At 47.5% G+C, this 13498-nt stretch carries 14 protein-coding genes; 8 read left to right on the top strand and 6 right to left on the bottom strand.

All coding sequences use genetic code 11. From position 1 onward, the window contains the following. Positions 1-25 precede the first annotated feature (25 nt). Complete coding sequence (locus LEPBO_RS0108780) at positions 26-952, top strand: carbohydrate ABC transporter permease (RefSeq protein WP_017287184.1); 927 nt, start codon at positions 26-28, stop codon at positions 950-952. 122 nt (positions 953-1074) lie between these two features. Here LEPBO_RS0108780 and LEPBO_RS43305 read toward each other — a convergent pair whose 3' ends face one another. Continuing rightward, positions 1075-1248, bottom strand: coding sequence for a hypothetical protein (locus LEPBO_RS43305; protein ID WP_017287183.1), 174 nt, complete (start codon positions 1246-1248; stop codon positions 1075-1077). Between the two features lie 238 nt (positions 1249-1486). On the opposite strand from LEPBO_RS43305, the gene LEPBO_RS0108770 reads away from it, so the two are divergent. Continuing rightward, a complete protein-coding gene (locus LEPBO_RS0108770) occupies positions 1487-1735 on the top strand; it encodes a hypothetical protein (protein ID WP_036044499.1) in 249 nt (82 codons plus the stop codon). Positions 1736-1757: 22 nt separating this feature from the next. Here the strand turns inward: LEPBO_RS0108770 and LEPBO_RS36530 are convergent, their stop codons facing one another. After that, positions 1758-3122 (bottom strand): DUF2157 domain-containing protein, encoded by a 1365-nt coding sequence (locus tag LEPBO_RS36530; RefSeq protein ID WP_017287181.1) that lies wholly within the window; start codon positions 3120-3122, stop codon positions 1758-1760. Between the two features lie 236 nt (positions 3123-3358). Between LEPBO_RS36530 and LEPBO_RS0108760 the strand changes: the two genes are divergently transcribed. The 3 genes from LEPBO_RS0108760 to LEPBO_RS0108740 all read left to right on the top strand — a co-directional run bounded on the left by LEPBO_RS0108760 (position 3359) and on the right by LEPBO_RS0108740 (position 9170). Continuing rightward, positions 3359-5527 carry a pentapeptide repeat-containing protein gene (locus LEPBO_RS0108760; protein ID WP_017287180.1) on the top strand — a complete coding sequence of 723 codons (2169 nt, stop codon included), beginning with the start codon at positions 3359-3361 and terminating at the stop codon, positions 5525-5527. A 312-nt stretch (positions 5528-5839) separates the two neighbouring features. After that, complete coding sequence (locus LEPBO_RS0108750) at positions 5840-7327, top strand: LCP family protein (RefSeq protein ID WP_017287178.1); 1488 nt, start codon at positions 5840-5842, stop codon at positions 7325-7327. A 148-nt stretch (positions 7328-7475) separates the two neighbouring features. Next, positions 7476-9170: a DUF3352 domain-containing protein gene (locus tag LEPBO_RS0108740; RefSeq protein WP_017287176.1), complete on the top strand. Its 1695-nt coding sequence runs from the start codon at positions 7476-7478 to the stop codon at positions 9168-9170. Here LEPBO_RS0108740 and LEPBO_RS0108735 read toward each other — a convergent pair. After that, positions 9167-9475: a TMEM14 family protein gene (locus LEPBO_RS0108735; RefSeq protein ID WP_017287175.1), complete on the bottom strand. Its 309-nt coding sequence runs from the start codon at positions 9473-9475 to the stop codon at positions 9167-9169. The genes LEPBO_RS0108740 and LEPBO_RS0108735 overlap by 4 nt on opposite strands. 26 nt (positions 9476-9501) lie before the next feature. On the opposite strand from LEPBO_RS0108735, the gene LEPBO_RS0108730 reads away from it, so the two are divergent. The 3 genes from LEPBO_RS0108730 to LEPBO_RS0108715 all read left to right on the top strand — a co-directional run bounded on the left by LEPBO_RS0108730 (position 9502) and on the right by LEPBO_RS0108715 (position 11526). Continuing rightward, a complete protein-coding gene (locus LEPBO_RS0108730) occupies positions 9502-10422 on the top strand; it encodes an isopenicillin N synthase family dioxygenase (RefSeq protein WP_017287174.1) in 921 nt (306 codons plus the stop codon). 191 nt (positions 10423-10613) lie between these two features. After that, entirely contained in the window at positions 10614-10961 is a 348-nt protein-coding gene (locus LEPBO_RS0108720; protein WP_017287172.1) for a hypothetical protein, read from the top strand. A 4-nt stretch (positions 10962-10965) separates the two neighbouring features. Continuing rightward, positions 10966-11526 carry a DUF1802 family protein gene (locus tag LEPBO_RS0108715; protein WP_017287171.1) on the top strand — a complete coding sequence of 187 codons (561 nt, stop codon included), beginning with the start codon at positions 10966-10968 and terminating at the stop codon, positions 11524-11526. Positions 11527-11593: 67 nt separating this feature from the next. Here LEPBO_RS0108715 and psb27 read toward each other — a convergent pair whose 3' ends face one another. From psb27 to LEPBO_RS0108700, 3 genes are all read right to left on the bottom strand, one after another. Further along, positions 11594-11989: a photosystem II protein Psb27 gene (psb27, locus tag LEPBO_RS0108710; RefSeq protein ID WP_017287170.1), complete on the bottom strand. Its 396-nt coding sequence runs from the start codon at positions 11987-11989 to the stop codon at positions 11594-11596. 70 nt (positions 11990-12059) lie between these two features. After that, positions 12060-12917, bottom strand: a complete 858-nt coding sequence (locus LEPBO_RS0108705; protein WP_017287169.1) for a Tab2/Atab2 family RNA-binding protein — start codon at positions 12915-12917, stop codon at positions 12060-12062. A 54-nt stretch (positions 12918-12971) separates the two neighbouring features. Beyond that, complete coding sequence (locus LEPBO_RS0108700; RefSeq protein WP_017287168.1) at positions 12972-13352, bottom strand: hypothetical protein; 381 nt, start codon at positions 13350-13352, stop codon at positions 12972-12974. Positions 13353-13498: the final 146 nt, after the last annotated feature.

Raw genomic sequence — 13498 nt, 5'->3', positions numbered from 1 at the left:
AGTCCTATTCATTGGCTCGATCGTTATGCGTTCACCCCTTAACGCCAAAATTCCTAGTGATTCCAGATTTTCACGCCTGCTCGATCGAGATACAGTTGCAGCCTGGGTTTTCCTTGCTCCTGCATTGATTTTGCTCGGAATTTTCGTGCTGTATCCCATTGCATATTTATTTTTTCTGAGCTTTACGACCGATAGCTTTACACGCGCAGGAATGCGCTGGATCGGATTGCGAAATTATTGGCGATTGCTGCTCAGTCCCGATTTTTGGCAAGTTTTGGGGAATACGGTTTACTTTACGATCGCAACAGTTATTCCAAGTCTAGTTCTACCGTTGGGATTAGCTGTGTTGCTAAATCAATCCATTGCGCTGCGAGGATTGCTCAGAGCCGCTTATTTCATTCCTTCGATTACTTCACTTGTTGCAGTCGGTTTAGGATTTCGCTGGCTCTTTCAAACCGATGGAATCGTGAATGATGGATTAGCAGCGTTAAATATTCCTGCGGTTCCTTGGTTGCAAGATACGTTTTGGGCAATGCCTGTGCTGATTCTGCTGAGCATTTGGAAGCAGATTGGATTCAATATGGTCGTGTTTTTGGCGGGATTGCAGACGATTCCGATCAGTCGATATGAAGCGGCGGAACTCGATGGAGCTAATGCTTGGCAGCAGTTTCGCTATGTGACTTTGCCAGGATTGCGTCCCACGATCGTATTTGTCACAGTCACCACAGCAATTTTCACGCTGCGAAGCTTTGAGCAGGTTTATGTGATCACAGGCGGTGGTCCCATGAATTCCACCAACTTGCTCGTTTACTTTATTTACGATCAGGCGTTTGCTCAATTTGATTTTGGCTATGCAGCGGCAGCGGCAACAATTCTGCTGATTGTGGCGTTGCTGTTGGTCTATTGGCAACTGCGATCGTTGCATGAAGCGGAGCGACCGAATGAGGAGTGAAGTTGCTGAAGATTGTGAATCGATCGTCAATCGCTTTGATGTTGCGAAGTAGGGAGTGGGGAGAAACCAGATGCAGATTGCTCCCTAGCTCCCTATCAGATTGATTGGTGTGAACGACTCAATTAAGCGTCGGGAAACGTCTGCTTAAATTCGTCAATCAAAATATCCATTTCTTCGAGTGCTTGATTGACATCAATCCGCAACGTGCCTAAATTCGGTTGCTCCATCAGTTTCAGCAATGATTCTCGCTTACCTTCGATCAGTTTTATCCGTTCTTTAATTGTTTCTGCGTCCATTCCTGAAGCTCCTATTTATCGATCGTGTTCAATTGTTAAGCATTCTTCAATTTTAGTCAGATTTGCGAGAAAACGGGCAATTCCCGATGGGTTCTAACTTTGCGTATTTCTACCTTTTGGTAGATTAAATTTGTCTAAAAAAATACACCGAATCTTTATATAAAGCGTTAGGAGAAATCCGGTTGGCGGGTAAAGTAATGTGTACTGTCCCGATAGTATCCTCCTCCAAATAATTGGTATGACTAGAAAAAAACACCCCCCGGTCTGGATTGTCGTGTTAGTCTGTAGCGCTGCTGGTGTTGTGTTGGGCGGGTCTGCAAGTTGGGCAGATAGCAATCAGTGTATGCAGGAAAAAGTTGTTACTGATCAATGTCTGACTCAAGATCCGTTGAAGAAAACGAGTGAAGGAATGATTGCTGGAATGGTAGCGGGAGCGGGAGCCGCAGTAGGTGCAACTTGGAGCCAACGCAAGCGATCGCAAGAATAAAATTTTTCCAATTTATTGCCGCTCAAATTCTCCCGCTTGTAGGAGATTTGGGCGGCTTTTCAGATCTGTAATCGGAGCGCGCGATCGCCATCGAATTCATCTTCGATCTCAATCGAGATTCAAACCAGAGTCCAGCTACGATCGCACTCACCCCACAGACAACGCAGACGAAAGATTTCATCAAAACTGTCGTGTCATACTCCAGCAATCGACTCACAATCTGCAAACCCAATAAGAGAATTCCAAACCAAAACGCGCGACGTTTTCCATTGCTTAAACTGGTTCGCACAGATCCAAGTGCAAGTCCAATCAGCAGCACATTGAAGAGAATGGGCGCAAAAATCGGCAAGGGCTGAATGCGCAAATGCCAAAAATTGACGATCGTACTCAATCCAAGGCTTAACCCGATTCCGATTGTATTGAGATTTATCAGTCTAACTTTTCTCAGCATATAGAGCCACTGTCCGATCGCAATTCCTGCAAACAAGACAACACTCGGCAGCGATCGCCATTCTGGAATTCTGGTGTACCACGTCAGACTGCCATTCCAGACCCAATGAAACGAAAACCAGAAGAACAATCCGCCGAGGAATAACACGGCAAGTTGACGCGCGATCGGTTGAAATGATTTGCCAGAACTCCAAAGCGAATCGTCATACGACCATAGCAATGCCGCTGGAAGAATAGTCAGCAGAGCCGGTAAAACACTTGCTTTTGTAACAATTGCCGCTAAGCTGCTCAACAATGCAGAATGAATCGCGATCTCACTGAGTAAAAAAATCGCCCTGGATCGACACCAATACGCCAACGGCAAAAACAGAATTGCAGACACGATCGGCATTTGCAATCCGATCATTTCGATGCCCGTAGGACTGAAATAGATTTGACTCCAACTTGTCCAGTAGCCAATTCCGATTAAAGCGATCGCCAAAATTCCTAATCCCTTGAGTCTTAAACCGTAAGCGATCGCTAAACATCCAATTCCCCAACCCAAAAATAGAGCAAATCCAGTCACGTACTGCGCCAGATTTGCCCCCAACGCAACTGCGCCAAAGAGCAGCAATATTTCCCCAAATCGCTGATACTTCGAGCGTTTCCAGAGTGCCAGTCCACCGCCATTCAGCCCAAAGAAGAGTCCGAGTAACAGCACGCTTCTGCCAAGGTGCGAAATCCCGTTCCAGTTTGCAACAATGAACGTGACGACACCAATTCCAATAAAACTCAACCCTAATCCTAATAAGACTAGAGTGAAGCGACTTGCGTGATCGACTTGATCGAACTGATAGCGATCGCTGAGTTTTTGAAATTGCGACTCGGAGATGTCACCATTCGCTCTCCAGTGCTGCGCCTCTTGCCGCAACTGTCGCCGAAATTTTTCAGAATGCATAAACCAATCGAGAAGAGTCAAACAAACCGGGGAAATACGGGGGCTTCTCTCAGGTGAGGCGACCTGATCTCAGTAATCTCCTCAGATTATGGCATTTGAGAAATCGGGGTGGGGAAACTTTACGCGATCGTTAAGCTCGTCAATCTCGCAAATGCCCAACCTCTCACGGCAATGTCCTTGACAGCAACATGACCGAGATCTGGTATAAGTAGCGATCGCAGTCTCTAAAATTTGTTGTGCAATCGTTCTTTGCCCTGCTGTTTGCGATTTTGATTCTGTTCGTTCCAGCACTCCCGACTCAGGCAGCGCAATTCGAGCGAACGCCTTTGACATTGGAATTATTGCAAGAACGATTGCGTACGCCAATTCCGAGTGAAGGAACGCGCATGGTCGATCTCAAACGCATGACGATCGATCTACGCCCCGAAAATTCAGCCTTCCGAGATCAGTTTTATCGACTGGTGCAAGCACAGCTTCAAACGCCAGGCGTGCCCGTCGGATTGGATTTAAGCAATTCAGTTATTGATGGAGACTTTACCACTAGCAAACTGGGATTGCGTGCGCCCCTGTATGACGGAGAAGCCTTATCTAAATTATTTACGCTGACTGAACAAGCGCAATTGAAACGCGATCGCCGACGCTTATATCGATTAAGCACCCTTTCACAGTCGCTTTTAATTACTCCAAAATCGGTCGAAACCGCAGCACCACTTCAACTGACAGTCTTTCGTGCGCCCTTGAAACTGGTGCAAACACGAGTCAACGGCTTTGCCGACTTCTCGAATACTTTTTTCCTCAATCGCGTCGAAGCCCAAGGCACACAATTTCCCGCTGGAGCCGACTTTTCTCAGACTCGTTTTAGTCTCCCCATGAACTTTGCGAGTGCAAATTTTGGGCGAGAAGTGCAGTTCCGCAATGCGATCTTTTTTGCAAAATCAGAATTCAATCAAGTTCAATTTCGGGGCAATGTGAACTTTCAAGGTGCAGAATTCCAAAATACGGCAAATTTCAATCAAGCCACGTTCTATCAGCCTGCGAATTTTACAAAAGTGCAGTGGCAAGGCAATGCGGACTTCGCTCAGACCCGATGGCGTGACCAAGCGCTCTTTAGTAAAAACAAATTTAGTCGATCGCTCTTTCTCACCGATGCCACGTTTGATCAAGCGGTCTTGTTTCGAGAATCTCAATTTAATGGATTCGCCAATTTACGCGGCGCAACCATTCTCGATCGTGCTGATTTTAGCTATTGCAGTTTCATGAATGGCACATATTTGAACGTTCCAGGGCTGCGATTCGATTCAGATAAAGCAAAAATTTTGGGCGACCCTGGGCAAATTGGGCGCGTTATTACCGTTCCAACCTTGCAAGGCAATGAGAATTTATTACGCGAATTGGTGCGAAATTTCCGCAAATTAGAACAGATCTCGGATGCGAATCAAATCGATTACATGACTCAGAGTTTGCGATCGCGCCAGCTTCAACGTCAACTGTTTGGAACCGATCTCAATACCGCCTCTCTACTCCAGTTAAAAAACGTCGGATTTAGCGAAGTCCAAGCTGGTGCAATTATTCAACGCCGCTTAGAACAACCGTTTCGGAATTTGCCCGAATTACTCACACTCGATCCGGTTGGCATTGCCACTTACATTAATGTTCGCGATCGCGTGATTGCTGCTGATCCATTACCGCCCGTGCGAAATTTTTGGCGCAAAATTTCGACAGGAGTGCGTTGGCTCAGTTTAAATTCGCTGCTGCTTTTGACTCGAAATGGTACCAGTTTTTGGCTGATTTTCGGGGTCGGTTTAATTACAGTTGCGTACTTCAGTGTATTATTTTGGACTGTGGATCGCGCTCGAAGACGGCATCCAAAAGCAATTTTGCCGACCGTCCCTGAGATCATTTCCGTTCTCAGTTTCTCGATCGTGCTGTTTTTACTCGGGTTGACCGCAATTTTTCAATCGGCTGACCGCCCGGTGATTACGCTTTTGTGGTGGTCGATTGTCGTGATCCCTGTGCCGTTGATTTTATTAGGGCTGCTCTATCGCCAAGGTCGCTATCACTCCTTAATGGAAACCAGCTACTTTGCAGAAGAAGGCACATTACGACAGTTGAGAATTTTAATCGGACGCTTGCCAACCATTCCGAGATATCCCTTATTTCGAGAACGCTATTTACCGCTCTTGTGGGATCGTCGGTGGAATTGGCTCAATTATTTCGACTTTAGCTTCAACAATTTTCTTCGCTTCGGCTTTAATGATATTCGCGTTCGAGACGAGCATCTACCCAGCGTCGTGTCGATTCTCGTCTGGTATCAGTGGTCGCTTGGCACCCTGTACATTGCGTTGTTATTGTGGACTCTCTCACGGACGATTCCCGGACTGAATCTTCTGATCTACTTTAAGTAGAATAGAGCCGTAATTTTCTACTTTTGGAGGAGCCATTTTCAAAAAAAACGAGCCATTTAATTCTTTACTTCTAAAATCAATGCAGCCCTCGATCGCACAAATTTTAGAGGGCAAGCTAAAAAATCTGGCGTTGTCCAGTTTTAACAGACAAAATATGGGAAATATTGATAACATTCTGCTTTCAGCGATTGGCTCAAAGCAAGAGATCTTTCAATAAAAGCGCCCATTCGGGCTTTATTGCATACAATACAAAGTCCGAATTCCTGTGAGCGATTGTTTTTTGTCAAAAATTTTGGTGTGGTGAGGAGTCCTGTGAAAAGCGCGAATCAACGTTCTGTGAATAAGAAAGTTCAGCCGACAAAACCTGTGCAAAAGCCGATGCCCAAAGTTGCTTCAGCCCCAACTAAGCGCAAAAAGAAACCGGCTAAGCGATCGCAAGGAATGCGGCTGTTGTTTATGTTTCTTTCTTTGAGCGGCATTGCGATGATTTCAGCTACGGCAGGCGCATTGGTTGCCGTTTCTCTCGCCAGCACACCCTTAATGCAGCGGCAACTTTCTCCGGCAGAAGCCTCGATTTTTGGTAAGGGCGATCGCTTCTCGACCCGCATGAGTTTGCAACTGCCCGCCTTGACCCGTCCCGTCAATATTCTGGTTTTGGGCACCAAGGTTCTCACCAGTGATGTCAATAACGCTCCAGAAAATCTCAAGAAGCTCCCCTATCACGCATTGGTGAATTCCTTTGAGGGATTGACGGACACCATGCTCCTGCTGCGCTTTGATCCTGAAACGAAGAAAGTCGTCGTTCTCTCGATTCCGCGCGATACCCGCACATATATCGCTGACCATGGGATGACGAAGATCAATGAAGCGAATGCTTACGGCGGCCCCGCGCTCAGTGCAAAATCAGTGAGTGAATTGCTCGGTGGCGTGGGTATCGATCGATATATCACGATTAACGTCCAAGGGGTGCAAGCACTCGTTGATGCCCTCGGTGGTGTCACCATGCATGTCCCAAGAGACATGAAATACCAAGACGATAGCCAACGTCTTTACATTAATCTCAAAGCAGGCAGACAGCAACTCAATGGCGAGAAAGTTTTGCAACTCCTGCGCTTCCGGTACGACGAAAACGGCGATATCGGGCGGATTCAGCGCCAGCAAATGGTCATGCGAGCTTTGATGGAACAGTCTTTGAATCCTTCGACTGTTTCGCGGTTTCCGAGTCTCTTAAATGTGGTGCAATCGCACATTGATACAAATCTGACGGTGGAAGAACTAGTGGCTCTCACGGGCTTTGCGTCCCAGGTCAATCGATCGAATACGAAAATGCTCATGGTTCCGGGAGAATTCAGTTCGCCCGGTGAATATAAAGCGAGTTACTGGTTGCCTCATCCCGATCGCATCAAAGAGATCATGGCGCAGCATTTCAATTTCGGAACCTCGACCCTAGAGAGCACTGTACCTGCCGCAGTAAAAGTCGCGATTCAAGACAGCACCAAGCAAGCCAAAAGTATTCAAACTGCTAAGACCGCTCTCGAAAGTGCAGGCTATCGCAATGTATATGAAGGGAAAGAGTGGAGTGAGCCGCTCAGCGTCACTCGCATTGTTGCAGAGTGGGGTGATGTCAGCAGTGCAGAAGCGATTCGGCGCGCGCTAGGGTTTGGAGAAGTGCGCATTGAGAATACAGGAGATCTGCAATCAGATATCACGATTCAACTGGGTAAAGATGCGCTGCAACCAAGAAAAGCTCAGCCTCGTCCAGCCGCAGATAAAGCAACCAAAACGGAGCCGACAAATTAGCGATCGAATTAGGAAAGGGTCAGATACATCCAGAGATTAGGGAAGGACAAACCGTCCTATCTCCTCAATTTCCATTTTCATCACCCCGAACCCCATATCCTTTGCTAAAGTGGCAACGGCAATACTACATCCCGACTTGTCGCCTCCCATGAACGCCCAGACGAAACCGAATTCTACAAAGCAAAGACCTCCTTTGCCGCTCACGATTGGCGCTGCGGCTGCCTTAGTTGGCGGTGGTGCGATCGCATTTTGGGCACTGACTCGACAGCAGCTCAACGTGATGCCGATTGGGGCAAATGCGATTCCGCAAGATGCATTGATGGTCGTTTCGGTTTCGACGGACACCGGAAAATGGCAGCAATTAAGAGAGTTTGGGACACCACGATCGCAAGCTGCTTTTGATCAAAGTTTGGTGCAATTTCGCGATCGCTTCTTGAAAAATCGCGGCTTGGAGTATGCCCGCGATATTCAGCCTTGGATCGGGAAAGAAGTCACGATGGCATTTTTGCCACCGCAAGCCGGGGTAACGGTTCCGAATCCGGGTCAGCCTGCTGCTCCGCCGAATGCTCAGCCGACCGTGATGGTTGTGCCGATCGCGGATGCGTTGAAAGCTAAAGACACCCTTGAAAAATCGCCTGCAACTCAGGGTGCAAAGTGGACAGAGCGCGATTACAAAGGCGTGAAAGTTCGGGAAAATCAAGAATCTGCCAATCAAAGTACTTCGATTGCAGTGTTAGACACAACGCAAGTGCTGGTTGCAAACAATCCGAACGCGATCGAACGCGCGATCGATACGGTGAAAGAGGGCAAATCGCTGGCACAAACGCCGGGATATGGCGAAGCATTGACGCAGATTCAAGAAGAAAATGCGATCGCCCGCCTCTATGTCAACATTCCTGCGGCGGCAAATACCTCTGCTGCAAATTCGAGTCGTCCAATTCCGCCCCAGACGCTCGCTCAACTGCAACAAAATCAAGGCTTAGCAGCAACAGCAAAGCTAACCAATGAGGGCATTCAGTTTAAAGGAATTTCCTGGCTTAGACCCGATAGTCAACGCAAACTGAATACAGAGAACACTGCAAAAACGATTCCAACTCGCCTGCCGACTGACACATTGATGATGGCATCCGGTGGAAATTTGAAGCAATTTTGGCAAGATTACACCCAAGGCAGTGCATCGAATCCGATTCAGTTTGTCAATCCTGAAGCCTTGCGGCAGGGAATTAGAACAACAGTGGGGCTAGATTTAGAGAAAGATCTGCTCAACTGGATGCAAGGTGAATATTCACTCGCCTTACTCCCTGCACCTCAAGGCGCACCTGCAGCACTGCCTGCAAGTTTAGTCTTTATGGTGCAAACCAGCGATCGACGTGCCGCAGAAGCGACGTTGAAAAAGCTCGATGAGGTGATGGCGACTAAGTACGCTTTTAAGGTGGAAGAAGCAAAAGTAGAAGGACAATCGATCGTGAATTGGTCACTGCCTGCTGCAAGTGTGAACATCACGCGCGGTTGGCTCGATGGCAATGTTGCATTTTTATCTTTGGGTGCGCCGATCGCAAGTGCAATTCTGCCAAAGCCGACGAAAGCTTTGGCAGAGAATGAGCTGTTTCGCAAGAGTACGCAGTCCGAACTAGCTCCGCATAATGGCAACTTCTTCGTCGATATGGATCGCGTGCTCAAGTTGCAAAATTTCCCACTGCTTCAGATCCCTGCGGCAAATCGCACCGTTTTGGAGGCAATTTCTTCGATCGGGGTAACGGCAGCAGTAACGAGCGATCGCACATCTCGCTATGACGTTTTTGTCGGCTTGAAAAAGGGCAATAACCCTGGGGCACTGCCTTAACGAGCTAACAATACCCAAAGAAATCCGACCGTGGCAATCAAACTGAGAATTGCCATCAATCCCGCAGGCATGAATTTGCGAGTTTTTGACCAGCGTAGGCTGAAAAAGACGAGCAATTCTACTGCAATACAAACTGCAAGAATTAATCCGCCATAAAGATTGTTCAGCGTCACATAAGCTGCAATCCACAGTACGATCGCGTTTCCCAAACCTGCAATCAAAGAAATCTGGCTTCTCGCTTTGAGGTAGCCGATGATCCCACCGATGGCGATGAACAATCCGTAGAGTGCAATAATCAAGGTCACGATCGCAATCCTCCAAGACTACAGCCATGATGCAACAAACCATTCCAGTTGTCGATCTGCAACTGTTTCTGCATGGCGATCAAAGCCAGCAACAAACCTTTATCACAACACTCGGACAGGCTCTAGAAACACTCGGCTTTTTTGCCGTGGTAAATCATGGCGTCGATCGCGATCTGATTCAGCAGGCGTATCAACAAGCTGAGGCATTTTTTCAACGCTCAGACGATGTGAAATTGCGCTACGAAGATGCCGCCTTGAATGGACAGCGAGGCTTTACTCGATTTGGAAAAGAACACGCAAAAGACCATCCTGCACCGGATTTGAAAGAATTTTGGCATGTCGGACGAGAGCACCATTTAGCCAATCTTGATCCGATCGAGATTCCTGAGTTTTGCCCCGTAATGAATCAACTGTATCAACAGCTTGATCAATGTGCAGTCACTTTGCTCGAAGCTTGTGCTTTGTACTTAGGAGAGCCGCGATCATTTCTCAGCAATATGACGATCGCAGCAGATTCAATTTTGAGAATCATTCACTATCCACCGATTCCTGAAGACGCTGATCCAGCCAGCTTACGCGCTGCACCGCATGAAGACATTAATTTGATTACGCTCTTATGTGAAGCGACCGATAGTGGTTTAGAACTTTTACAGCGAGATGGAACTTGGCTTGCGATTCCCAATATCCCAGGACAAATCATCGTAGATAGTGGTGACATGCTTCAGCAATTAACCAATGGATTGCTGAAGAGTACAACGCATCGAGTCGTCAATCATGGCGATCGCGATCGGCGATTTTCGATGCCCTTCTTTGTGCATCCGGTTGCTCAAACCGATTTGACCCCACTCCCGTCTTGCATCACCAAAACGGGCAACGAGGTGAAATTCCCAAAAATCACTGCAGGCGAGTATCTCCAGCAGCGATTAGCAGAAATTGGACTGAAATAAGTTAGCCACCCGCTGCAAACGTTGCCATAATTGCCACAGACAGCAAGATCCCTGGGATCAGCATCAGAATCAGCATGAATAAATCGTGGGTGTTCATTATGTGAGCGCTCCTGGTTTTGTCTATGTTTATCTTAGGCAATGCGATCGTGATCCCATCGATCTAAGGCTTGAGAAACCCTTAAGTTTTGACGATGAATAACTTCTCCTTCGATGAGCTACAGAAAAAAGACTTACTGACGGCATTGGGGCTTTGGCTCATGGTGGAGGTTGTCAGTTTTGTTTTATTCCCGTCCTTGGGATTGATTAATCCGGGCGCTAGACTGAGGGCATGGTTTTTGCTGAGTATCCCCTTTGGGCTAGGCGGAGCCGCATTGCTGAGTATGAGTTCTCGATTTGTCGCAACCGCAGGCTATCGTCCTCAGCGCAAATTGTCAGAATTGATCGGTCAGTTTGGTGGTTGGATCGGACTCGCAGGTATTTTATTTCCATTTGTGATGGTGTGTCTGGAGTTTTTCTCAAACCTGAACCTCTCCAAATAGATTGATGAAACAGGCATTAAAAGAGTGGGCGATCGCAGTGGAAGCCCTCGAACGAGGTGAAACAATTCTGCTGTTACGCAAAGGCGGAATTCGGGAGACAGCGGGACGATTTGAAGTTCCGTTCCAACGAGTTCTGCTTTATCCCACGTTTGAGCATCAAGATCCAAACCTGCTGAAAACCCCAAATGTCGAGCGGGTTGAATCAGGCTGGCATCCGAAACAGGTGAACATTAGCTCGATCGCAGAGATTACGCATGTTTTACAAATCAGCGATCCAGAGATTGTTCATGCCTTATTGCCGTTCCATATTTGGAATGAACGCTTTGTCGAGGAGCGTCTGAAATGGAAACCGCGATCGCCGTTGTATTTACTGCTGCTTAAAGTCTCTCGATTGGCAGACCCTCAACTGATTCCGTATCGAGAAGCTTATGGGGGGTGTCGATCGTGGATCGAAATCGATGAAATCAACGTCGATCAGGTGACTCCCGTTCTTAGCGACAAGGAGTATCTCGATCGTGTTGAACAGATTCAAAGCCTAATTTTTCGATCTCAGACGATTGCCTGATCAGAAAATGCTGCATTAAAAAACGCCAGACTCTCTTAAATCTGGCGTTTTTTAATGTCCAATCGGGTTAATTGCCTCGTTTGAGGAAGGTTTCCACCTGATTAAATTCTGTGGTCAAGCGATCGACCATTTTTTGAGGAACCGGGCGATTGGGATAGGAACTATAGTGTCCAGCCAACGAATTCACGGCTGTTCTCATGGTTGTAAACGAACTCAGCTTCGTCAAAGCAGAATCTCGACGATAGCGAGAGGCAAAATCATTCATCAACTTACGGGCATCAGCTTGGGCTGCCGCTCGATTCGGTGAATCCGCAGGCAGCGTGATCGCCGTTTTGAGAGTATTAATCACAGTAAGCGTATCATCGCGATAGTTGCCCGTCAGCCCGCCAGCGGGAGAGCAGCCCACAAGAGCAATCGACATGACCATCACTAGCGCCAGCAGGCGAGACAAAAAGCGCTTCATAAGCAGGTTGCGTTAAATAATGAACAAACGTAACAGTTTTCTCATCCTACCGTGATTAGGAACCGTAGGATCACAATGCGATTTCTTGCAATAGCCAAAATCCGGCAAACGCTTCGACATCCGGGCTTTCTTGAATCGCTAAAAAATGGACTTGATGCGATCGTGCCTTTGCCGCTTCAAACTGCTGCGCCTCGGGAACAGCGCGCTTATCTAAAGTGGTTAAAATCCAGCGATCGTTGACCCCGGTTTCTAACAGCAGTCGATTCTGGGTCTCGGCATCAAATTTCACAGCCGCAATCTCTAATCCCGACATCCAAGCTGCCATCGCGGTGGCTCGGGCTGAGTAGATAATGATGCCCGAGACAGGAGCATCCGGTTCAAGCTGCGCCAAACTCATGGGAAAGGCTTCTCCGAATTCGATCGACCATTCCCCCATTTCCGCAAAGGCTTCAAAGGGTAGAGTTGCGAACGTCCATTTCTGCCCTTGCAGCGCATCGGGCAACACTTGGGCAGGGGTAATCGGAAACGTCACCGAAGGATTGATCGAAGGCTGATATCCGTCTTCTTTCGGATAAACATTTTGAGATCGATCTTGCAGCCAGCTTGCCAAGGCAAACGTGCGCCGACTCAATTGAGAAGGCAGATCTAAGCCATCACAAGCCGTCGTAATCATGTTGTTCATCGCCTGCCGGAAAAACCGAATTTTATCCGGTGGATTGGGAGCTTCAGCCATGGCTGCTGCGATCGCGTCTTTTAACCAGCCTGAATTTACAGTGCTGCTCGAGCAATACTGCGAATAGCGAAACAGCTTTTCTGGCTGAGCATCAACTGTGGTCGGGCTTTCACAGATCAGCACTTCCCAAACTTTTTTATTTTGCTCATCCAAAATTGGACGTGAATAGTAATCGAGTTCCCAAATAGTTGACATAGAAAACTTCAGCAATCGCGCGTTAGAGACATCTAACTCCTAGCATCTTTCGGATCACCCTATCGAAACGGTTTGCATCTGTTGGCAAGCTTGAATGCCTAAGTGCGGATTTGCCCGATAGCGATCGTCAGCAACCCACACACTCACCTCTCGATTCGCTGAGATGAAATATAAATATTCTGCAGTGGGATCATATTTCAAGCCCACCTTCAGGTTCGAGAAATCATCCTCACAAATCTCAAATCCAAACCGCACTACAATCTGTGCAACCAGACATTCTGGCGTGTCCTGTGCCTCACCCAGCGCATCTCGCTCTTGCCAAAATGTTTCTAAAAAAGACTCTAAAATAGGCAGCATTTTCTCTGGCGCACCTTTGCGACTGGCGTAAACAATCGCTGGATTTCCCTCAACAATGATGTGACAAGGAACTGGCATAGGAAAGCGATATGAAACGATGCCACCATCATATGCACAGTTTTACCCTCGCAAACGACCGCGATCGCTGAAAATTTTGGGTTTTAGGGAAATTCACGGTGGAGAACCCACTCGCTTGATTCGCAAAATGTGCTTAGCTCTGCGAA

The organism is Leptolyngbya boryana PCC 6306 (genome assembly GCF_000353285.1).
In the GTDB taxonomy this organism is placed as follows: domain Bacteria; phylum Cyanobacteriota; class Cyanobacteriia; order Leptolyngbyales; family Leptolyngbyaceae; genus Leptolyngbya; species Leptolyngbya boryana.
This window is presented reverse-complemented; position numbering and strand designations above follow the sequence as displayed.